This is a genomic window from Nonomuraea sp. NPDC049141 (assembly GCF_040648415.1).
Lineage (GTDB): Bacteria > Actinomycetota > Actinomycetes > Streptosporangiales > Streptosporangiaceae > Nonomuraea.
Genome location: NZ_JBEZDR010000008.1, coordinates 297176 through 316646, shown reverse-complemented (window position 1 = coordinate 316646; position 19471 = coordinate 297176). Strand labels below are relative to the sequence as shown.

18 protein-coding genes are annotated in these 19471 nt (G+C 71.9%); 13 read left to right on the top strand and 5 right to left on the bottom strand.

Features of this window, described 5'->3' with window-relative positions:
* Positions 1-14: 14 nt before the first annotated feature.
* Complete coding sequence (locus AB0B91_RS25860; protein ID WP_358324881.1) at positions 15-503, top strand: DUF3291 domain-containing protein; 489 nt, start codon at positions 15-17, stop codon at positions 501-503.
* On the opposite strand, the gene AB0B91_RS25855 is transcribed toward AB0B91_RS25860, so the two are convergent.
* The gene (locus AB0B91_RS25855) at positions 449-1546 is read right to left on the bottom strand and encodes a DUF3866 family protein (protein ID WP_358324413.1); all 1098 of its coding nucleotides are present in this window, start codon (positions 1544-1546) and stop codon (positions 449-451) included. The genes AB0B91_RS25860 and AB0B91_RS25855 overlap by 55 nt on opposite strands.
* A gap of 39 nt (positions 1547-1585) precedes the next feature.
* On the opposite strand from AB0B91_RS25855, the gene AB0B91_RS25850 reads away from it, so the two are divergent.
* The 6 genes from AB0B91_RS25850 to AB0B91_RS25825 are packed head-to-tail and all read left to right on the top strand — an operon-like array spanning position 1586 to position 5854.
* Positions 1586-2536: a WYL domain-containing protein gene (locus AB0B91_RS25850; RefSeq protein ID WP_358324410.1), complete on the top strand. Its 951-nt coding sequence runs from the start codon at positions 1586-1588 to the stop codon at positions 2534-2536.
* Entirely contained in the window at positions 2533-3498 is a 966-nt protein-coding gene (locus AB0B91_RS25845) for a WYL domain-containing protein (RefSeq protein WP_358324407.1), read from the top strand. The genes AB0B91_RS25850 and AB0B91_RS25845 overlap by 4 nt, the downstream gene beginning before the upstream one ends.
* Entirely contained in the window at positions 3495-3695 is a 201-nt protein-coding gene (locus AB0B91_RS25840; protein ID WP_358324404.1) for a hypothetical protein, read from the top strand. The genes AB0B91_RS25845 and AB0B91_RS25840 overlap by 4 nt, the downstream gene beginning before the upstream one ends.
* A gap of 28 nt (positions 3696-3723) precedes the next feature.
* Complete coding sequence (tatA, locus tag AB0B91_RS25835) at positions 3724-4044, top strand: Sec-independent protein translocase subunit TatA (RefSeq protein WP_358324401.1); 321 nt, start codon at positions 3724-3726, stop codon at positions 4042-4044.
* 33 nt (positions 4045-4077) lie between these two features.
* On the top strand, positions 4078-4950 hold the full coding sequence (gene tatC / locus AB0B91_RS25830) for a twin-arginine translocase subunit TatC (RefSeq protein WP_358324398.1): 873 nt from the start codon (positions 4078-4080) through the stop codon (positions 4948-4950).
* A 16-nt stretch (positions 4951-4966) separates the two neighbouring features.
* Entirely contained in the window at positions 4967-5854 is an 888-nt protein-coding gene (locus tag AB0B91_RS25825) for a YegS/Rv2252/BmrU family lipid kinase (protein WP_358324395.1), read from the top strand.
* A gap of 70 nt (positions 5855-5924) precedes the next feature.
* Here the strand turns inward: AB0B91_RS25825 and tnpA are convergent, their stop codons facing one another.
* On the bottom strand, positions 5925-6983 hold the full coding sequence (gene tnpA / locus AB0B91_RS25820) for an IS200/IS605 family transposase (RefSeq protein ID WP_358324392.1): 1059 nt from the start codon (positions 6981-6983) through the stop codon (positions 5925-5927).
* Positions 6984-7008: 25 nt separating this feature from the next.
* Here tnpA and AB0B91_RS25815 point away from each other — a divergent pair, with 25 nt between their 5' ends.
* The 4 genes from AB0B91_RS25815 to AB0B91_RS25800 all read left to right on the top strand — a co-directional run bounded on the left by AB0B91_RS25815 (position 7009) and on the right by AB0B91_RS25800 (position 11554).
* The gene (locus AB0B91_RS25815; protein ID WP_358324389.1) at positions 7009-8169 is read left to right on the top strand and encodes a transposase; all 1161 of its coding nucleotides are present in this window, start codon (positions 7009-7011) and stop codon (positions 8167-8169) included.
* 78 nt (positions 8170-8247) lie between these two features.
* Positions 8248-8391 carry a hypothetical protein gene (locus AB0B91_RS25810; RefSeq protein ID WP_358324386.1) on the top strand — a complete coding sequence of 48 codons (144 nt, stop codon included), beginning with the start codon at positions 8248-8250 and terminating at the stop codon, positions 8389-8391.
* Between the two features lie 10 nt (positions 8392-8401).
* Positions 8402-11125, top strand: coding sequence for a DEAD/DEAH box helicase (locus tag AB0B91_RS25805; RefSeq protein ID WP_358324383.1), 2724 nt, complete (start codon positions 8402-8404; stop codon positions 11123-11125).
* 258 nt (positions 11126-11383) lie between these two features.
* On the top strand, positions 11384-11554 hold the full coding sequence (locus AB0B91_RS25800; RefSeq protein WP_358324380.1) for a hypothetical protein: 171 nt from the start codon (positions 11384-11386) through the stop codon (positions 11552-11554).
* Between the two features lie 52 nt (positions 11555-11606).
* Here AB0B91_RS25800 and AB0B91_RS25795 read toward each other — a convergent pair whose 3' ends face one another.
* From AB0B91_RS25795 to AB0B91_RS25785, 3 genes are all read right to left on the bottom strand, one after another.
* Entirely contained in the window at positions 11607-13025 is a 1419-nt protein-coding gene (locus AB0B91_RS25795) for an RNB domain-containing ribonuclease (RefSeq protein WP_358324377.1), read from the bottom strand.
* 65 nt (positions 13026-13090) lie between these two features.
* Complete coding sequence (locus tag AB0B91_RS25790; RefSeq protein ID WP_358324878.1) at positions 13091-13987, bottom strand: 5'-3' exonuclease; 897 nt, start codon at positions 13985-13987, stop codon at positions 13091-13093.
* 10 nt (positions 13988-13997) lie between these two features.
* The gene (locus tag AB0B91_RS25785) at positions 13998-15260 is read right to left on the bottom strand and encodes a SpoIIE family protein phosphatase (protein ID WP_358324374.1); all 1263 of its coding nucleotides are present in this window, start codon (positions 15258-15260) and stop codon (positions 13998-14000) included.
* 158 nt (positions 15261-15418) lie between these two features.
* Between AB0B91_RS25785 and AB0B91_RS25780 the strand changes: the two genes are divergently transcribed.
* Both AB0B91_RS25780 and AB0B91_RS25775 read left to right on the top strand, forming a co-directional pair.
* A complete protein-coding gene (locus AB0B91_RS25780; RefSeq protein ID WP_358324875.1) occupies positions 15419-16513 on the top strand; it encodes a Xaa-Pro peptidase family protein in 1095 nt (364 codons plus the stop codon).
* Positions 16514-16645: 132 nt separating this feature from the next.
* Positions 16646-19447, top strand: coding sequence for an AAA family ATPase (locus tag AB0B91_RS25775; RefSeq protein ID WP_358324371.1), 2802 nt, complete (start codon positions 16646-16648; stop codon positions 19445-19447).
* The last annotated feature ends 24 nt before the right edge of the window (positions 19448-19471 follow it).

The following is a 19471-nucleotide window of genomic DNA, read 5'->3' as shown; positions in this document are numbered from 1 at the left end:
GGAAGGGTGGTGTGCTGAGCGACATGCATCTCGCCGAGCTCAACATCGCCCATCTGCGCGCCTCGATCGACAGCCCCGAACTGGCCGAGTTCGTCGCCGAACTGGAGCCCATCAACACCCTCGCCGACGAGTACCCCGGATTCGTCTGGCGGATGAAGGAGAGCGACGAGGACCCGACCGCGACCCTCACGCACAAGTACGGAGACCACCTGCTGATCAACTTTTCGGTGTGGGAGTCGCTCGAGTCGCTGTGGAACTACGCCTACCGCAGCGCCCATCTGGGCGTGCTGCGCCGCCGCAGGGAGTGGTTCCTGCGGATGGCCGAGCCGTACATGGTGATGTGGTGGATCCCTGAGGGCCACATCCCGAGCCTCGCCGAGGGCATGGAGCGCCTGGAACGCCTCAAGGCCGTGGGACCCAGCCCCGAGGCGTTCACGTTCAAGGACTCCTACGACAGCAGCGAGGCCGCGCACCTGCCCGCCGCGGCCGAGGCCACGAAGTAGGCCAGGTCCTCTTCCAGGGACCGGCCCATCGTCGAGAGCTTGACCGGCGAGGCGCGCAGCGCCTCGTGCAGGCCGTCGACCGGCACCGGCACCAGCTCGTGCCGGACGGCGAGCAGCTCGGCCTGGTCCCTGACCCGCTCCCCGAACTCCCCGGGCAGCAGCGGCACGGCCACCCGCGCCGGAGCCAGCGCGACGCGGCCGTAGGCGGTCAGCGAGTGGTGCGAGACGCCGAGGTGCCGCTCCCGCAGGTCGCCCTCGCTCACCCGCAGCGCCGCCACCGGGCGGCCGCGCAGCACCGAGGCGGCGTTGATCGCCTCACCCGCCGAGACGCCCGAGAATCCCCACCGGGTGCCTGTGCCGAGGTTGCCGGGCCCCTGCGCGACGATCGCCACGTCGGCCTCCAGCACGTGCCTGGCGGCCAGCAGGCCGGTGTGGACGGTCACCGCCTCGACGTCGCCGCCGAACGCCTGGCCCACCGTCACCACCCCGGTCAGCCAGCCGATCTCCCGCAGTTTCGCGGCGGCCATGGAGAACCAGGCCGGCAGCGCGCCGCCGTCCTGCATCACGTAGGCGACCCGTACGCCCGCGCGCGCCTCGTACAGGCCGCACAGGATCGGCGGCAGGGCCGAGTGCAGGTCGGCGACCACCACCGGCATACCGTCGATCGAGTCGGCCTCGCGCAGGACCTCGTGGAACGGCGAGTCCTGCTCGTCGGCGCCGAGCACGGTGGCCTGCAACGGCGTGTAACGGGCCTTCACCAGGTGCCCGGGTCCCCGCGGATCTTCCGGTAAACGGTTCGGGACTGCCACCACCATGGCGTAACCTCCCGTACCGAGACCCATCGCGAGTGCCGTCGTGTTGAGCAGGACCTCGTCGCCGGGTTCCGGACGGCCCACCAGGAGCGGATAGGCCAGAGCCCGGTACAGCCCGCCAGGCTCCGCGCCCGGCTGGTGGTCCCCTCCGGAGACGGCGACATCCAGTTCCATGGCTCCCGGCCACTCGCGCCGGATCCGCACGACCTCGCCCTTGCGCCATCTGATCACTCGGGCAGGGTAGCGTCCGTAGAAGGAGGAGTGAGGCAGATGTCGCGCCGCAAGACCGAGCGATTGCTGAACCTGGTGATCTGCCTGCTCGCCACGCGCCGCCCTTTGTCGGCCGAGCAGATCCGCCAGGCCGTCCCCGGCTACGACCGTGAGGGTGACGAGGCGTTCCAGCGGATGTTCGAGCGCGACAAGAACGAGCTGCGCGAGATCGGCATCCCCATCGACGTGGTGCGCGACCCGTGGGAGGACGAGCCCGGCTACCGCATCGAGCGCCAGTCCTACGAGCTGCCGGAGATCACCCTGGAGGCCGACGAGGCCGCCGTCCTCGGCCTGGCCGCGCAGGTGTGGCAGCGCGCCAGCCTGGCCGAGGCCGCCTCCGGCGCGCTGCTCAAGCTGCGCGCGGGCGGCGTGGCCACCGACGAGACCATCGGCGCCGGAGCGCTGGAGCTGCGCCTCGACACCCGCGACCCGGCCTTCCCCGCGCTGTGGGACGCGGTGCGCGACCGGCGCCTGGTGCGCTTCGACTACCGCGGCGCAGGCAGCGAGAACGTACGCAGCCGCACGGTCGAGCCGTGGGGCGTGGTCAGCCGCCGCGGCCGCTGGTACCTCGCCGGGTTCGACCGCGGCCGGGACGCGCCGCGCGCCTTCCGGCTCAGCCGCATCACCGGTCAGGTCGTCACCATCGGCCGGCCGGGCTCGATCGAGGTGCCGCCCGGCGTCGACCTGCGGGCCATGGTCGGCTTCCCCGAGGAGCCGGTCGAGGAGCGCATGGCCGTCATCCGCGTACGGCAGGGCGCCTGCGAGGGGCTGCGGCAGTTGTCCAGGGTCGTACGCACGGGCTCCGACGGGTGGGACGAGGCCGAGCTGGGCTTCACCGACCCCGAACGGCTGGCCGGCTGGATGGCCAGCCTGGGCGCCGACGTCGAGGTGGTCGACCCGCCGGACGCCCGCGAGGCCGTCATCCGCCGCCTGAAGGGAGCACTGGCGTGAGTGGATCCGCCGACCGGCTGCCGAGGCTCCTCGCGCTCGTGCCGTACCTGATGTCGCACCCGGGCGCGCAGCTCGGCGAGGTGGCCGAGGTGTTCGGGCTGAGCGAGAAGCAGCTCATCGACGACCTGCAACTGGTGTGGATGTGCGGGTTGCCGGGGCACACGCCCGGTGACCTGATCGACGTGTCGTGGGACGGCGGCGAGATCCTCATCGACAACGCCGACACCATCGCCCGGCCGCTGCGGCTCGGCATCGACGAGGCCAGCGCGCTGCTGGTCGCGCTGCGCATGCTCGGCGCCATGCCGGAGCTGGCCGAGGTGCCCGGCGACGCGCTGCCCCGGGTGGTCGCCAAGCTGGAGCGGGCCGCGGGGGAGGGCGCGGCGGCCGTCAGCAGCCAGGTCGCGGTCGACGTCGACGCCACCCCCGACGCGCTGCTGCGCGTGCGTGAGGGGCTGACCAGGCGGCGGCGCCTGTCGCTGCGCTACTACGTGCCGGGCCGCGACGAGGTGACGCCGCGCGAGGTCGACCCGATGCGGCTGGTCGTCGTCGACGGCCGCACCTACCTGGAGTGCTGGTGCTACCGGGCCGAGGCGATGCGGCTGTTCCGGCTCGACCGGATGCTCGGCGTCGAGGTGCTCGACGTGGCCGCCGACCCGCCCGCCGAGGCCGAGCCGATCGACGTCGCGCAGGGCGTGTTCCGGCCTTCGCCCACCGATGAGCTGGTCGAGCTGGAGGTGACCGCCGCCGGCCGCTGGGTGGCCGAGTACTACCCGTGCGAGGAGGTCACCGAGCTGGGCGAGGGGCGGCTGCGGGTGGCGCTGCGGGCCCGCGACGAGGACTGGCTGCTCAAACTGGCACTGCGCCTGGGCGACACCGGCCGGGTGGTCACGCCGCCCGCGCTGGCCGACCGGGTGCGTGAGGAGGCCGAACGGGCTCTGAGCCGCTACGCTCACCGGTCATGACCTGGATCATCGTGGCGGCCGGGCTCGGCGTCGCCGGGCTGGCCGCGCTGGCGGTCGCGGGTACGCGCTTGCTCGCCGCGGCGCGTAATCTGAACAGGGAAGTAGCCGGGGCGCGAGCCCAGCTCGAGCCGCGGCAGGCCAGATTGAGGCACCGGGGGGATGAGAGCGACCCCCAGGCAGCGTACGATCGTGGCTGAAACAGCACTCGCTCAAAAAGGACGTTTCATGGGAAACCTCGGACCTACTGAGCTTCTGATCATTGCCGGCGTGCTCGTCCTGCTGTTCGGTGCCAAGAAGCTGCCGGAGATGGCCAGGGGCCTCGGCAGGTCGATGCGCATCTTCAAGTCGGAGACGGCCAAGCTGCGCGAAGACGACTACGACGACCGTCCGGCCACGGTCGAGACGGTGACGCAGACGCCCGCCCAGCCGCAGCCGGCGCCCGCGCAGCCCATCCAGGCCGCGCCCGCGCTGTCGGTGGAGGAGCAGGCCCGCCAGTTGGAGGAGCAGGCGGCCAAGCTGCGCGCCGGCGCCGACAAGAAAGTCTGACCCTGCCCCTCCTCGCACTCCTGGGACTGCTAGATGGCGCTGCTCAAGAAGTCGAGCGGAGAAGGTTCGGCCCGCGATCCCGAGGGCCGCATGCCGCTCATGGACCACTTGCGGGAGTTGCGTAACCGGCTGCTCATCGCCACGATCGCGGTGGTCGTCGGCATCATCATCGGCTGGATCTTCTTCGACCCGGTGTGGGCGATCCTGAAGGCGCCCTACTGCGACACCTTCCAGTCGAAGCAGCTCACGGGCCATTGCAGCCTGACCTACAACGGCATCTTCCAGTCCTTCTTCATCACGCTGAAGGTGTCGGCGATGATCGGCCTGGTGCTGGCGTCGCCGGTCTGGCTCTACCAGATCTGGGCGTTCGTCACGCCGGCGCTCTACCGCAACGAGAAGCGCCACACGGTGGTGTTCCTGGCCCTGGCGATCCCGCTGTTCGCCCTGGGCGCGGTGCTGGCCTACATCATCATGCACACCAGCCTGGGCTTCCTGCTGGGCTTCTCGCTCGACGACACGGTCGCCACCATCGCGATCGACGACTATCTCGACTACGTCCTGATCATGATCGCCATCTTCGGGATCTCGTTCGAGCTGCCGCTCTTCCTGGTCTTCCTGAACGTGCTCGGGGTGCTGTCGCACGCGACGGTGGCCAAGCACCGGCGCATGGTCATCTTCCTCATGTTCGTGTTCGGCGCCGTCATCACGCCGGGTGGCGATCCGTTCGCGATGATGGCCCTGGCCGCACCGATGATCATCCTGTTCGCGGCGGCCGAGCTGTTCATGTACGTACGCGAGCGGCGAATGCCCGCCGGCGAGGACTTCTCCTATCTGTCCGACGACGAGGCGTCGCCTCTGGCAGCCGAAGCGTCACCCCTGGAACAGGATTCCGATTCGGACCGATAGGCGATAAGTTCCGGGCGTGGCCCCTCAACTTGTCCTGCTCGTCAACCCCGCCGCCCGCGGCGGCCGTGCGGTGCGCCTGCTCGGACCCGTGGCCCGCCGCCTGCGCGCGGGCGGGGCCGACGTGTCGGTGATCGTCGGTGACAGCGCGTCCGACGCGCTGGAGCGGGCCTGCGCCGCCGTCGCCGAGCGCCCCGACGCGCTGGTGGCCTTCGGCGGTGACGGCCTGGTCCACCTGGCCGTGCAGGCGGTCGCCGGGACGGACGTGCCGCTCGGCATCATCCCCGCGGGGACCGGCAATGACATCGCCACCGCCTTGGGAGTGCCGCGCAAGGACCCGATCGCGGCGGCCCGCGCGGTGCTGCGCGGCAGATCCCGCCTGGTCGACGCCGCCCGCATCCGCGCCGGTCAGGCCGACGAGCTGTTCGCCGGGGTGGTGTGCTGCGGGTTCGACTCCCGGGTGAACGAGCGGGCCAACGGGCTCACCTGGCCGCCGGGGATGGCCAAGTACCTGCTGGCCACCTTCCAGGAGTTGCGGCGGTTCCGGCCCATCCCCTTCCGCATCACCTTCGACGACGATGAGCCGATCGAGCGGGAGGCGATGCTGGTCGCGGTGGGCAACACCTCCTCCTACGGTGCCGGGATGCGGGTCTGTCCCGACGCCCGGCCTGACGACGGGCTGCTCGACGTGATGATGCTGGGGGCCGTGTCCAAGGCCGAGTTCGTCCGGGTGTTCCCGAGCGTCTACCGGGGGGTGCACGTCTCTCACGAGGCCGTGTCGGTCAGGCGGGTGCGGCGCGTGCGGCTGGAGGCGCCCGATGTGGTGGCCTACGCCGATGGTGAGCGGATCGGGCCGGTCCCCGTCACGTGCGAGATCCAGCCGGGGGCGCTGCGGGTCATCGCTTGAGATCTACAACGTAAAGGCGTGGGCCGTACGAGGTGCCGGATCGTATGGGGCGCCAGGCCGTACAGAGGGGTCAGACTGTGACGCGTTGTGGGGCGGGCGGGTCGGCGGGCAGCGCGGGGCTGGTCCTGAGGAACAGGGCGAGCACCAGGGCGGCGGCCATCACGCCCGCCGCCGACAGGAACACCACCTGAACGCCCGACACCAGCGCGCCGACCGCCTGCTCGCGCACCTCGGGCCGCAGCGCCCCCGCCAGGCTCCCGGCCCTGAAGCCCGGCGGCAGGTGTGACGCGGTGGCCCGGTTCAGCAGGATGCCGAACATGGCCGCGCCCAGCGCCGAGCCGAGCACCTGGGCGAAGCGGATCGACGTGGTGGCCACGCCGAGCTGGGAGGCCGGCGCCGCGTTCTGTACCAGCAGTACGACGATGCCGAGCACCAGGCCGAACCCGACGCCCATCACGAACAGGTCCAGCGCCGCATCGATAACGGCACCGCCCGCATCCTGTCCGCCACCGTCCGGCACGAGCGTGGCCGGTGGTTCGTGTCCTTCCAGGTCGAGGTCGAGCGCGAGACACAACGCGTGACGCGGCCCGATGCCGCTGTGGGTGTTGACCTCGGCGTGAAGCACTTGGCGGTGGTGGCCGACAGTCTGGGCGCCCGGGAGGAAATGGCAGCGCGGGAGACCCGCCAAGGGCCGGGCGGTGCGGTGACGGCAACGTTCGGGGAGCGGCTCAGCCTGGGCGTTTCTGGTTCTCGATGACCTGCATGATGATGGACGGCGGTGCTTCGTCGCAGGAGGCTGCGAGGTGCGAGGATGGCCAGAAGTGGGCACCCACGGGTAGGTGCGGATGTGGTCGGGGTATTGCTGTTGCGATCTTCGGGCGGACACACCCTTGAGGGAGTCGGCCAGCCTGGACGGGGAGATTTTCGGCGGGGAGTACGCCGACAGGTGCACGTGGTCACGCTCGCCGTCGAACTCGGCGCCGACGGCCCGCATGATGTGTTCGCATCGGGTGCGGATGTCGTCGGTGAACGGTCCGCGCCGGTGCTGGGGTGTGCAGACCACGTGCGTGTGGAGGGTGGAGACGACCGTAGGGCCTCCGCGAATGTCGGGGTTCGCACGCGTGGTCACGTAGAGTAACGCTACGATCTTGCCTGTGAAGATCGCCGTGCGGGTGAAGCTGATGCCGCAGGCCGATCAGGCCGACGCGCTGTCGGCGACCCTGCGGGCGGTCAACGACGCCGCGAACTGGGTGTCGGGCGTGGCGTTCGAGCACGGTGTGCCGCGTGAGTATGTGTTGCGCAAGCACACCTACGCCGAGTTGAAGCGGCGGGGGCTGGGGGCGCAGGCCGCTCAGCACACCATCAAGAAGGTCCGCGACGCCTACACCACGTTGCAGGCGAACATCCGCGCGGGCAACCTCGGCGAGAAGGGCTCCAAGCGCCGGACCAAAGCCGAATCCAAGCCGATCACCTTCCGCCCTCAGGCGGCGCACCCGTTTGACGACCGGTGTCTGAGCTGGCAGTACGACGCTCAGACGGTCAGTATCTGGACCACCGCCGGGCGTATCAAGAACGTCCGCTTCGTCTGTTCCGCCGACGCGCTCAAGACGCTGCATGAACACCGTAAGGGTGAGTCCGATCTGATCGAACGCGACGGCGTGTTCTACCTGATCGCCGTGTGCGAGGTACCCGAAGCACCGCTCAACGAGCAGCCCGGCGGCTGGCTCGGCGTGGACCTGGGCATCGTCAACATCGCCACCGTGGACGGCATGACGCCGTTCACCGGACGCGGCCTGAACCGGCACCGCAAGCGGCAACTCGAACTTCGCCGCAAGCTCCAGGCCAAGGCCACCAAGTCCGCCAGACGGCGGCTCAAGCACCGCCGTCGCAAAGAGCAGCGGCACGCCGCGAACGTCAACCACATCATCTCCAAGAAGATCGTGACCGAGGCCGCACGCACCTGTTCCGGTATCGCCCTGGAAGACCTGGGCGCAATCCGGGACAGGGTACGGCTCCGCAAGCCCCAACGGGTCACGTTCCATTCCTGGGCTTTCCACCAGCTCGGGACCTTCCTTGCCTACAAGGCGCGGCGGGCGGGCGTCCCGCTGGTGCACGTCGATCCCGCGTACACCAGTCAGGAATGCGCCGACTGCCACCACATCGACAAGCACAACCGGGTCAACCAGGCCCTGTTCATCTGCCGGAACTGCGGGGTCGTTGCCCACGCCGACCGGAATGCCTCCCGCAACATCGCCGCACGCGGCGAGGCTGCGTGGATTGCGGGGCGTGAGTCACGCGTCCCAGCCGCCCCCTAGGTGGTCTGGACGGAGGAGGCCACACCACAGCCAGTGGTGCCCTACCTCCAAGCTCGGTCCCTTCAGAGCCGGGTCAAGTTGACGAAGACCCCCTCGCTGGCGGCCAGGCTGCTGCTGTTCCACGTCGAGGCCGAGGCCAAGTTGACCGAGGCCATCTCCGCGGCGGCCTCGGCGACTATCTGGCGGGCTAGCCGGGACGGACCGGAATGGCGATTTCGGTAGGGTGACGGTTATGACGAGTCCAGCGGAACGGTACGCGGCTTTCCGCGAGAAGTACGGGGACGACGGAGTCGCCCTCTCATCGTTCCGGAGTCACTACGACTTCGAGCTCGACGACTTCCAGATCGACGGCTGCCGCGCGCTGGAAGCAGGCGACGGGGTGCTGGTGGCGGCACCCACCGGGTCCGGCAAGACGGTCGTCGGCGAATTCGCCGTCCACCTGGCCCTGGAGCAGGGGCGCAAGTGCTTCTACACCACCCCGATCAAGGCGCTGTCCAACCAGAAGTACAACGACCTGGTCAAACGCTACGGCACGGCCAAGGTCGGGCTGCTGACCGGCGACAACAGCGTCAACGGCGAGGCCCCGATCGTCGTCATGACCACCGAGGTGCTGCGCAACATGCTCTACGCCGGCTCGGCCACGCTGGCCGGGCTGGGCTACGTCGTCATGGACGAGGTGCATTACCTGGCCGACCGCTTTCGCGGCGCGGTCTGGGAAGAGGTGATCATCCACCTGCCGGAGTCGGTGCGGCTGGCGGCGCTGTCGGCGACGGTCAGCAACGCCGAGGAGTTCGGCGAATGGCTGGGCGAGGTACGCGGCGACACCACGGTCATCGTCGACGAGCACCGGCCGGTGCCGCTGTGGCAGCACCTGATGATCGGCAATCGCATCTACGACCTGTTCATGACCGACGAGCTGACGCCGCGCCTCAATCCCACGCTGATGCGGGTCACCCGTGAGACCGAGCGGCTGACCGCCGGGCGCGGCAGGCGGGGCTACGGCCGGCCGCAGCGTTCGCGCCCGCCGGACCGCGCCCAGGTGATCGAGAAGCTCGACTCCGAGGCGCTGCTGCCCGCGATCACGTTCATCTTCTCCCGCGCCGGCTGCGACGCGGCCGTCAAGCAGTGCTTGTACGCCGGCATCCGGCTCACCGACGAGCGGGAGCGGCACGAGATCAGGCAGCTCGTCGACGAGCGCACCGCGCACCTGCCCGACGAGGACCTGTCCGTGCTCGGCTACCTGGAGTGGCGCGACTGCCTGGAGCGCGGCCTGGCCGCCCACCACGCGGGCATGCTGCCGGCCTTCAAGGAGGTCGTCGAGGAGCTGTTCACCCGCGGGCTGGTCAAGGCGGTGTTCGCCACCGAGACGCTGGCGCTCGGCATCAACATGCCCGCCCGCAGCGTCGTCATCGAGAAGCTCGACAAGTGGAACGGCGAGACGCACGCCGACCTCACCCCCGGCGAATACACCCAGCTCACCGGCCGGGCCGGGCGGCGCGGCATCGACGTCGAAGGCCACGCCGTGGTGCTCTGGCAGCCCGGCATGGATCCGCTGTCGGTCGCCGGGCTGGCGGGCACCCGCACCTATCCGCTGCGCTCCAGCTTTCAGCCCTCGTACAACATGGCCGTCAACCTGGTCGGCCAGTTCGGCCGCGAGCGCGCCCGTACGCTGCTGGAGGAGTCGTTCGCGCAGTTCCAGGCCGACCGGGCGGTCGTCGGGCTGGCCAAGCAGCTGCGCAAGCACGAGGAGGCGCTGGAGGGCTACAAGGAGGCGATGACCTGCCACCTGGGCGACTTCCCCGAATACGCGGCACTGCGCCGCCGCCTGTCCGACCGTGAGGCAGAGCTGTCCAAGCAGCGCGGCGCCGCGCGCCGGGCCGCGGCCGTCAAGTCGCTGGAGGCGCTGCAGCCCGGCGACGTCATCCGCGTGCCGGGCGGGCGCCGGGCCGGTCTGGCGATCGTGCTCGACCCGGGCCGCAACCCGCGTGGTCACGGCCCCAGCCCGCTGGTGCTGACGATCGGCAAGCAGGTCAAGAAGCTCGACCCGGCCGACTTCCCCGTCCCGGTCGAGCCGATCGAGAAGCTGCGCATCCCGAAGAACTTCAACGGCCGCTCGCCGAAGGAGCGCGCCAACCTCGTCTCCACGCTGCTCGCCAAGATCGGCGACCGCGACCTGGGCAAGCCCGCCAGGGCCCGCGACCACACCATCGAGGACGAGGAGATCAACGAGCTGCGCCGGAGCATCCGCCAGCACCCGTGCCACGGCTGCGACGAGCGGGAGGACCACGCCCGCTGGGCCGAGCGCTACTACAAGCTGTCGCGTGAGACCGAGGGGCTGCGGCGCCGCGTCGAGGGCCGCTCGCACGTCATCTCCCGTACTTTCGACCGGATCTGCTCGGTGCTGGAGCAGCTCGGCTACCTGCACGAGGAGGCCGTCACCGACGAGGGCCGCCGCCTGGGCCGCCTCTACACCGAGCTCGACCTGCTCACCGCGGAGTGCCTGCGCAGCGGGCTGTGGGAGCAGCTCGACCCGGCGGAGCTGGCGGCGTGCGTGTCGGCGCTGGTCTTCGAGTCGCGCAACGCCGACGACGCCCGCCGCCCCAAGATCCCCGCCGGGCGGGCGCAGGACGCGCTGACGGCCATGATGCGGCTGTGGGGGGAGCTGGAGGGCATCGAGTCCGACCACGGGCTGTCCACGATCCGCGAGCCCGACCTGGGGTTCGCGTGGGCGGCCTTCCGCTGGACCAAGGGGCACAGCCTCGACGCGGTGCTCATGGACGGCATCAACGGCAACGAGCTGGCGGCCGGCGACTTCGTCCGCTGGGTGAAGCAGCTGATGGACCTGCTCGGCCAGCTCGGCAACGCGGCCCCGCAGGGGAGCAAGGTCAAGCAGACCGCCGGCAAGGCCATGGACGCCATGCGCCGGGGGGTAGTCGCTTATTCGTCCCTTTCTTGATTATTTTTTTACGGCCGGCATGGGCCAGCCCCATCCGCCATACGTGGCCGGGCCCTGTCCAGGGGCACGCTCCTCCGGTTCACGGGGCTGGGCGCCGTGACATGCGTCCTCTTGACCAGGGCCTTCCTGGCCGACTGACCGTCCGGTCAAGGGGATGTAGTCGGCTGTATACGTAACGTCACTTTGTGGTCAGTTTCTGTGTGTTTCGGGGCGGACATGCCCAGGTCGAAGCGGTTTTTCCCTGAGCCGGAGGACGCCATGTTCGCTCTCGTCGCCGCACTTCTGTTCCTGCTCGCGCTGATCTTCGAGATCGCCAACGTGGCCGTGGGCGGCGTGCTCACGGCCACCACGCTCACCACCGCCGGACTGCTCTGCGTCGCGCTGCACCTGATGGGGCTGGGGGCGGGCTGGAAGCCGCTGAAGCGGTAGCCGGGACCTCAAGGAGCCGCGTATGGAATCTCCGTACGCGGCTCCTTCGTGCTCACGCCAGCGTGAAACGTACTTCCCGGGTGGCCGGGTCGGCCTGGGTCAGGCGTACCGAGACCTGCTCGCCCAGGGGGAGCGGGCCGTCGCAGCGGGCGATCACCGCCGGGTCGGCGAGCTGGACCTGGCCGCCCTCGCGGTGCTCGTCGGTGTCGATCACCGTCGCGTCGAACGCCTGGCCGACGCGGTCGCGCAGCAGGAACGCCTCCACCAGGCCGACGCAGGCGCGCTCCACCGCGCCCGCCCGGCGGCCGGTCGCGGACATGATGTCCGGCAGGCCCGCCAGCGCCTCCTCCACGTCCTGCGGCACCGGCTCGCCCGCGGCGACCGCCAGGCAGACCTCCGTCGCGTAACGGTCGACCAGGCGCCGCAGCGGCGCCGTGACGTGCGCGTAGGGCGCGGCCACCGCGACGTGCTCGGCCAGCTTCGGCGGCTCCCCGTTGAACGCCACGTAGCCGGCGCCGCGCAGCAGCACCTTCGACTCGTGCAGGAACGCCGCCTGCTGCGGGTTCTTCGGATCCAGGTCATGGACCACGTCGCCGTAGGAGGCGCCGCCGGGCCACGGGACGCCCAGCGCCTCGGCCACCCGGCGCACCTTGGCCAGGTCGCCGGAGCGCGGTGGCGGCAGCACGCGCAGCACGCCGATCTCCGCGTCGAGCATCATCGAGGCCGCCGCCATGCCGGTGAGCAGGGAGATCTGCGCGTTCCACGCCTCGGCGGGCAGCGGCACCCGGTATTCGAGCCGGTAGCCGCCGCCGTCCGGCACCACCTCCTGCTCGGGGGTGGGCAGGGTGACGCCGCCGCGCTCGCGTTCGAGCTCCAGCCGCAGCCTGCCGACCTCGGCCAGCAGGGCGAGTGTGCCGCCGGCGGTGCCGGTGTCGACCGCCGCCTGCACGTAGTCGTAGTCGAGCCGCTCGCGGCTGCGTACCAGGCCCCGCTGGACGTCGGCGCCAACCGTGCGGCCCTCCGCGTCGAGGTCGATCCGCCACACCGCGGCCGGGCGGGTCACGCCGGGCAGCAGGCTGGCCGCGTCCTCCGAGATCACCTTCGGGTGCAGCGGCACCTTGTCCATGGGCATGTAGACGGTCTCGCCCCGGGTGCGGGCCTCGCCGTCGATCGCGCCGCCCGGCCGCACGAACGCGCCGACGTCGGCGATCGCGTACCAGACGCGGTAGCCGCCGCGCAGCCGCTCCAGGTGGAGGGCCTGGTCGAGGTCCATGGAGCCGAGTGGGTCGATGGTGACGAACGGCAGCTCCGTCAGGTCCCTGCCGCCGAACCTGGGCACCGACGCCACCCAGTCGGCCTCGTCGAGCACGGCCCTCGGGAACTCGCCCGGCAGCCGCTGCTCCCGCCGGATGCGCTCGAACCCGTCGTCGAGGCGGGCGGGGACGTCGCTGGGAACCCGGATGTTCGTCACCGGGCCAACCTATCGCCACAGGCCCGCCGGGCCGATTCCCGGGCGTCGCGGCGCGCTGGCCGGGGTCACCTCTGGCCGAGCGCCTCCAGCAGGCGGTTGAGCGGGCTGTCGAGGCCGTACCGGTCGGCCAGCCGTACGAGGGCCTCGGGGTCGCGGGGCTTGCGCGGCAGCGTCAGGTCGGTGTCGGGCAGTGGCGCGTCCGGGGCCACCTCCACCACGGCGGGGGCGACCCGCAGGTAGTCGCGGGCGGCGGCCAGCTTGGTGCGGCTGCCCGCGGGGAAGCCGTCCGTGGCGCCCGCGTCGAGGGCCTCCAGCAGCGCGCCGAGCGAGCCGAACCGGGTGATGAGCGAGGCCGCCGTCTTCTCCCCGACACCCGCCACGCCCGGCAGGCCGTCGCTGGGGTCGCCGCGCAGGGTGGCGAAGTCGGCGTAGGCGCGGCCGGGAATGCCGTACTTGTCCGCCACGAACGCCTCGTCGACCGTCTGCAGGTTGCGGATGCCCCGCACGGTGTAGAGGACGCGCACCGGGCGGGCGTCGTCGACCAGCTGGAACAGGTCGCGGTCGCCCGTCACGATGTCGACCGCCCCGCCGGCGCGGTGGGTCAGCGTGCCGATCACGTCGTCGGCCTCGTAGCCGGGCGACTCCAGCCGGGCGATGCCGAGCGCGTCGAGGACCTGCTCGATGACCGCGATCTGCGGCACCAGCGCCGCGGGCACCTCCTCGGTGTCGCCGTGGGCGACCCGGTGCGCCTTGTACGTCGGGATCGCGGCCACCCGGAAGGCGGGGCGCCAATCAGCGTCCATCGTGGCGACCAGCTCGGTGGGGGAGTGGTGGCGCACCAGGGTGGCGATCATGTCGATGAGGCCGCGTACCGCGTTCACCGGCGAGCCGTCGGGCGCGGTGATCGACTCCGGGATGCCGTAGAAGGCGCGGAAGTACAGCGACGGGGTGTCGAGAAGCATCAGCACCCGCCTATGGTCGCACTCCCGCAGGTCGGCCGCCCACTCCCAGCCCCACCGCAAGCAGGCAGGCGTCGTCTTCGGGGTTGGGGCCGCCGATGCCGGTCAGCAGCCGGTCCAGCCCGGCGTCGAGGTCGTGGCCCGGCAGCTCGCAGGCGGCCGCCGTGGCCAGCGCGAGGCCCTCGTCGATGTCGCGGGTACGCCGCTCCACCAGCCCGTCGGTGAACAGCAGCAGCACGTCCCCCTCGCGCAGCGCCGTACTGGCCAGGCCGTACGGCTGGTCACCGGTGGCGCCGAGCAGGACGCCCTTCGGCTGGCTCAGCGGGCCCGCCACGCCGTCGCGGACCAGGATCGGCGCCAGGTTGCCCGCCTGACCCCAGGTGAAGATCCGGCTCGCCGGGTCGAGGTGGCCGATGATCGCGGTCGCCGTGGTCTCCCGCAGCCGGTGCATGACCAGCTCGTTCAGCCAGGCCAGCAGCCGGTTCGGCGGCTCGCCGGTCATCGTCAGGCCGATGAGGGCATGACGGAGCTGCGCCATGTGCGCGATGGCGGGCAGGCCGTGGCCGGAGACGTCGCCGATCGCCAGCAGCATCCGGCCGTCGGGCAGCGCGGCGGCCTCGAACCAGTCACCGCCCAGGTTCGACGTCTTCTCGGCCGGCACGTAGCGGACCGCGATCCGGGTGCACGGCAGGTCGAGGCAGCCGACCGGTTCGGGCAGGATCGCCTCGCGCAGCGCCAGCATCACGTGGCGCTCCTCGGCCGCCTTCTCCCGCGCCTCCAGGAGCTGGCGGCGCGACTCCGACATGATGCGCTCGGCGCGGCGGCGGCCGGTGATGTCCTGGACCACTCCGTGCACGCCCTCCGGCCCGCCGGGCGTCATCAGCGGCTCCAGGACGACGCGCAGGTTGCGCAGCTCGGCGCCACGCCGGATGCGGAACTCGGCCTGGACCGGCTCCTCACCCTGTACGACGCTCCACAGGAGCCGGTCGAGCGCGTCCAGGTCGCCGGGCTCGACGTGCTTGGGCAGGTCGGGCAGGTGGATCGGCCCGTCGTCCCGGTCCCGCCCGAAGATCAGGTAGACGTGGTCGGACCAGGTGGCCGCACCGGTGTGGAGGTTCCATTCGGCCCAGCCCATGTTGCCGAGCCGCTCGGCGTGCGCCATCCGTGCGGCGAGCAGCTCGGCGTCGCGCTCGGCCGCGGGCGGCTGCGCGAGGCGCCGGAGCAGGTCGGCGGCACTCATCGGGCGGCGCTGGTGGCTGCCCCAGACGTCGACCATGAGTCTCTCTCTCGAAACGCGGTGGAACCGGACAATTGACACCACACTACGTGATCGTCCATCTGCGGAGTGTAGCCATGGCTTACCGCGTTGTGAGAGCTTTTCGTGGATTTTAGGAGGAGCGGTCCGAGTAGATTGTGCCTGTGACGTCCTCAGACTTGTACCCCGTGTCCCGCCTGGCCTCCGTGCAGGAGGCCACCGCGAAATCCGGCCTTGACGCCCTCCTGCTCACGCCTGGCCCGGACCTGCGTTATGTGAGCGGCTACGACGCCAAGCCGCTCGAACGGCTGACCTGCCTGGTGGTGCCGGCCGCCGGCGAGCCGTTCCTGATGGTGCCCCGGCTGGAGCTGGCCGCCGCGCAGGCGTCGCCCGCCTCGCGGCTCGGCCTGGACTTCGTGGCGTGGGACGAGACCGACGACCCCTACGGCATCGCGGCCGCTCGGCTCGGCCGGGTGGCCAAGGTCGGGCTGGCCGACCGGATGTGGGCGATGTCGTCGCTGCGCTTCCGCGAGGTCCTGCCGGAGACCGAGCAGGTGCTGGCCGGCAGTGTGCTGCGCGAGCTGCGGATGCGCAAGTCGCCGGCCGAGGTGGCGGCGCTGCGCGAGGCGGGGCAGGCCATCGACTCGGTGCACCGGCGGGTGCCGGAGTTCCTGCGGGCCGGGCGGACCGAGCGTGAGGTCGGCCGGGACATCGCCGAGGCGATCCTGGCCGCCGGGCACGAGACGGTCGACTTCGTCATCGTCGCCTCGGGGCCCAACGGCGCCAGCCCGCACCACGACGTGTCGGACCGGGTGATCCAGGCGGGCGAGCCCGTGGTGGTCGACATCGGCGGGCAACTGCACAACGGCTACTGCTCCGACTCCACGCGTACGTACTCCGTCGGCGCCCCGCCGGCCGAGTTCGCCGAGTACTACGAGGTGCTGCGCCGCGCCCAGGACGCCGCCTGCGCCGCCGTACGACCGGGCGTGCCGTGCGAGTCGATCGACGCGGCGGCCCGCGACCTGATCGCCGCGGCGGGCTACGGCGACTACTTCATCCACCGCACCGGGCACGGGATCGGCGTGGAGACGCACGAGGAGCCGTACATCGTGTCCGGCAACGCCGAGCCGATGGAGCCGGGCTTCGCCTTCTCCGTGGAGCCGGGCATCTACCTGCCCGAACGGCATGGGGCGCGCATCGAGGACATCGTGGTGTGCACGGAGACCGGCGGCGAGCGGCTGAACGTCACCTCCCGCGAACTCGTGATCGTCTGACGGCTCTGCCGGGGGCGGTTTCGAAAAGGGAAAACGGTTACCGCCCCTTCGCTGCACGTTTGCGGTGAAAGAGGTGTATCAGGACCCTCCGCGCGCGCTCTGGGAAGTCGAGGGGCGACGGAGGGAGAGGGGATGTTCGTCGGGAGAGCAACGGAGCTCGCCCTGGTGCGCGGGGAATTGCGTGCTGCGGGCAACGGCGCCGTGCGGCGGATGGTCATCGAGGGGCCCGAGGGCATCGGGAAGACGGCGCTGATCCGCCAGGTACTCGACGGGGCGGCGAACGTACGGGTGCTGGCGGCCAGCGGGGACGAGGCCGAGCGGCACCTGCGGTACGGGGTCGTCCGCCAGCTCGCCGACCAGGCACGGTTCGTCCTGGACGGCGCCGGACAGGGGAGCGGCGGACCGCTGGGCGCCGGACTCGGGAGGACCGGTCTGGGGAGCGGCGGCCTGGGGAGGACCGGATCGGGGGGCGCTGGAGCGAGGTCGAGAGGCGCCGGTCCGGAGGGCGCGGCCACCAGGAGCGCCGCGGCGCGGGAGCTGTGGTCCGTGGGGGAGGCCCTGTGTGAGGCGGTCGGCCGCCTGCAGGCCGACGGGCCCGTCGTCGTCCTGGTCGACGACGTCCAGTGGGCCGACAGGGCGTCGCTGCGGGCGCTCGGCTACCTGCTGCGCCGCCTGCGCACCGGCCGCGTGCTCGTGGTGGTCATCTGCCGCAGCACCGCCGACCCGTGGCTGCCGGAGGGGCTGCGGCGGCTGCTGACCGGCGAGGGCAGGCTCCGTCTCGTCCTCGGCGGCCTGTCCGCCGCGGAACTGGCCGGCCTGGCCCCGGACCCGTTGAGCGAGCGTGCCGCCAGGCGGCTGCGCGAGCACACGTCGGGCAATCCGCTGTACGCCCGCGAACTGCTCGCCACCCTCGCGCCGACCACGCTGGCCGATCCCGGCGCCCGGCTGCCCGCTCCCGAGGGTTATGCCCGGTCCTTCACCCGCCGCCTCCGCGTGTGCGGCGCGGAGGCGCGCGCGCTCGTCGCCGCCTGCGCCGTGCTCGGCGAGCCCAACCCGCTGCACCTGGTCGCTTCGGTGGCCGCGGTCGCCGGCGAGCCGCTGGCCGCGCTCGAAGAGGCGGTCGGCGCCGGGCTGCTCGACGAGCTCCCCGGACGGTTCGTCGCCTTCCCCGACCCGCTGGCCGCGGCGACCGTCTACGGCTCGCTCGGCGCGGGCGTCCGCGCGCGGCTGCACCTGGCCGCCGCCCGGGTCGTCGAGGCCACCGGCAGGGCGCTGCGCCACCGCGCCGCCGCTTCGGGCGGGCCCGACCAGCCGCTGGCCGAGGAGCTGACCAGGTACGCGGCCAAGGAGGCCCAGCACGGCCTCTGGCTCGACGCCGCCGCCCACCTGGAGCTGGCCGCCGGGCTCTGCGAGTCCACGGGCCGGCGCGACGAGCTGCTTACCGCCGCGTTGAAGCACCTGCTGCTGGGCGGCGACGTCGTCCGCGCGGCCGAGCTGGCCGCCGTCCGCAACACCGACCCGCGGCCCGTGCGCCGCTACATCCTGGGACGGCTCGCGCTGGCCGCCGGGCGGCTCGACGAGGCCGCCGAACTGCTCGCGGGGGCATGGCGGGATCGCTCGCCCTGTTTCGCCGCGGACACGGCCGAGCAGCTCGCCTGGCTGCACCTGGTCAAGGGAGATCCCGCCGCCGCGGCGACCTGGGCCCGCCTGGCGGCCGGGCAGCCGATCAAGAGCACGACCGCCCGTCCGTACGACGCGCTGGCCCTGAGCACGGCCACTCTCAGCGCGGAGGACCGCCGGGACCAGACCGAGCTCGGCGCGGAAGGACACGAGTTAAAGGCCGAGCTCGACGCGCCGCTCGGCGATGGCGGGCGGGCGGCGGTGGGCGCCTTCGGCGGTGAACTCGCGCAAGAGGGCGTCCTGGCGGCCGTCGGGCTCCTGCGGGAGGGTGAGGCCGGTGCGGCGGCCGAGGTGCTGGCCAGGGTCGTGACGGCGCGGGATGAGGCGGGGCTGCCGCACCATCGCCTGGTCGGCAGCGCGCTGCTCGCCGTGGCCGAGCACGGCGACGGGCGCTGGGAGGACGCGCTGACGGGGGCGGAGCGGGCGCTGGCCGAGGCGGAGGGGCTCGGCCAGCGCTGGCTGCTGCCCACTCTGCACGTCGCGTGCGTCGCGCCGCTGGCCGCGCTGGGAGAGCACGAACGGGCCCTCGCCCACGCCACCGCCGCCAGGGCCGTCGCCCGCTGCCAGCGCAACGTGATGGGCGAGACCCAGGCGGACCTGGCGCTGGCACTGCTCGGCGCCGGAGCCGCGCCGGCGGGCGCCGACGACCCGTTCGTACCCGACCACCGGCCGCAGCTCATCGAGACCCTCGTCGCGGAGGGACGCCTGGAGGAGGCCGAGACGGAGCTGGGCGCGCTGCCCGGCGACGGAGCGCGGGCGCGGGCCCGGCGGGCCAGGCTCACCGGGCTGCTCTTGGCGGCCAGGAATGTTCCGGCGCGGGCCGAGGAGAGCTTCACCTCCGCTCTGGGCTTCCTGGACGGCGCCGCCTGCCCGCTGGAGGAGGCCCGCGTCCTGCTGGACCTGGGCCGGTTGCAGCGACGTACCGGAAGACGCAGGGCCGCCGCCGCCCGGCTCCGGGCCGCCGAGGCCATCTTCGCCCGGCTGGGCGCCCGCCCGCTCGTGGCCGCCTGCGCGCAGGAGCTGGAGGCCTGCGGCCTGGAACCGCCGGGCACCGTACGGCTGGGGCTGACACCTCAGGAGTACAGCACGGCCAGGCTCGTCTCCAGCGGCCTGACCAACCGGCAGATCGCCCGGGAGCTGCTGATCAGCGTCAAGACCGTCGAGTATCACATCGGCAAGATCTACACCAAGCTCGGCATCGGCTCCCGGGTCGCGCTCGCCGCCAAGCTGGCCGCGCTGGAGGAGAGCGCCTGAACCACCCCCAGAGACCACGACGCC

Excerpts from the sequence above, each read along its gene's own strand:
- AB0B91_RS25850 (WP_358324410.1), top strand. The coding sequence starts at position 1,586 with ATGTCGCGCCGCAAGACCGAGCGATTGCTGAACCTGGTGATCTGCCTG.
- AB0B91_RS25840 (WP_358324404.1), top strand. The coding sequence starts at position 3,495 with ATGACCTGGATCATCGTGGCGGCCGGGCTCGGCGTCGCCGGGCTGGCC.
- tatA (WP_358324401.1), top strand. The coding sequence starts at position 3,724 with ATGGGAAACCTCGGACCTACTGAGCTTCTGATCATTGCCGGCGTGCTC.
- tatC (WP_358324398.1), top strand. The coding sequence starts at position 4,078 with ATGGCGCTGCTCAAGAAGTCGAGCGGAGAAGGTTCGGCCCGCGATCCC.
- AB0B91_RS25805 (WP_358324383.1), top strand. The coding sequence starts at position 8,402 with ATGACGAGTCCAGCGGAACGGTACGCGGCTTTCCGCGAGAAGTACGGG.
- AB0B91_RS25800 (WP_358324380.1), top strand. The coding sequence starts at position 11,384 with ATGTTCGCTCTCGTCGCCGCACTTCTGTTCCTGCTCGCGCTGATCTTC.
- AB0B91_RS25790 (WP_358324878.1), bottom strand. The coding sequence starts at position 13,987 with ATGCTTCTCGACACCCCGTCGCTGTACTTCCGCGCCTTCTACGGCATC.
- AB0B91_RS25785 (WP_358324374.1), bottom strand. The coding sequence starts at position 15,260 with ATGGTCGACGTCTGGGGCAGCCACCAGCGCCGCCCGATGAGTGCCGCC.
- AB0B91_RS25775 (WP_358324371.1), top strand. The coding sequence starts at position 16,646 with ATGTTCGTCGGGAGAGCAACGGAGCTCGCCCTGGTGCGCGGGGAATTG.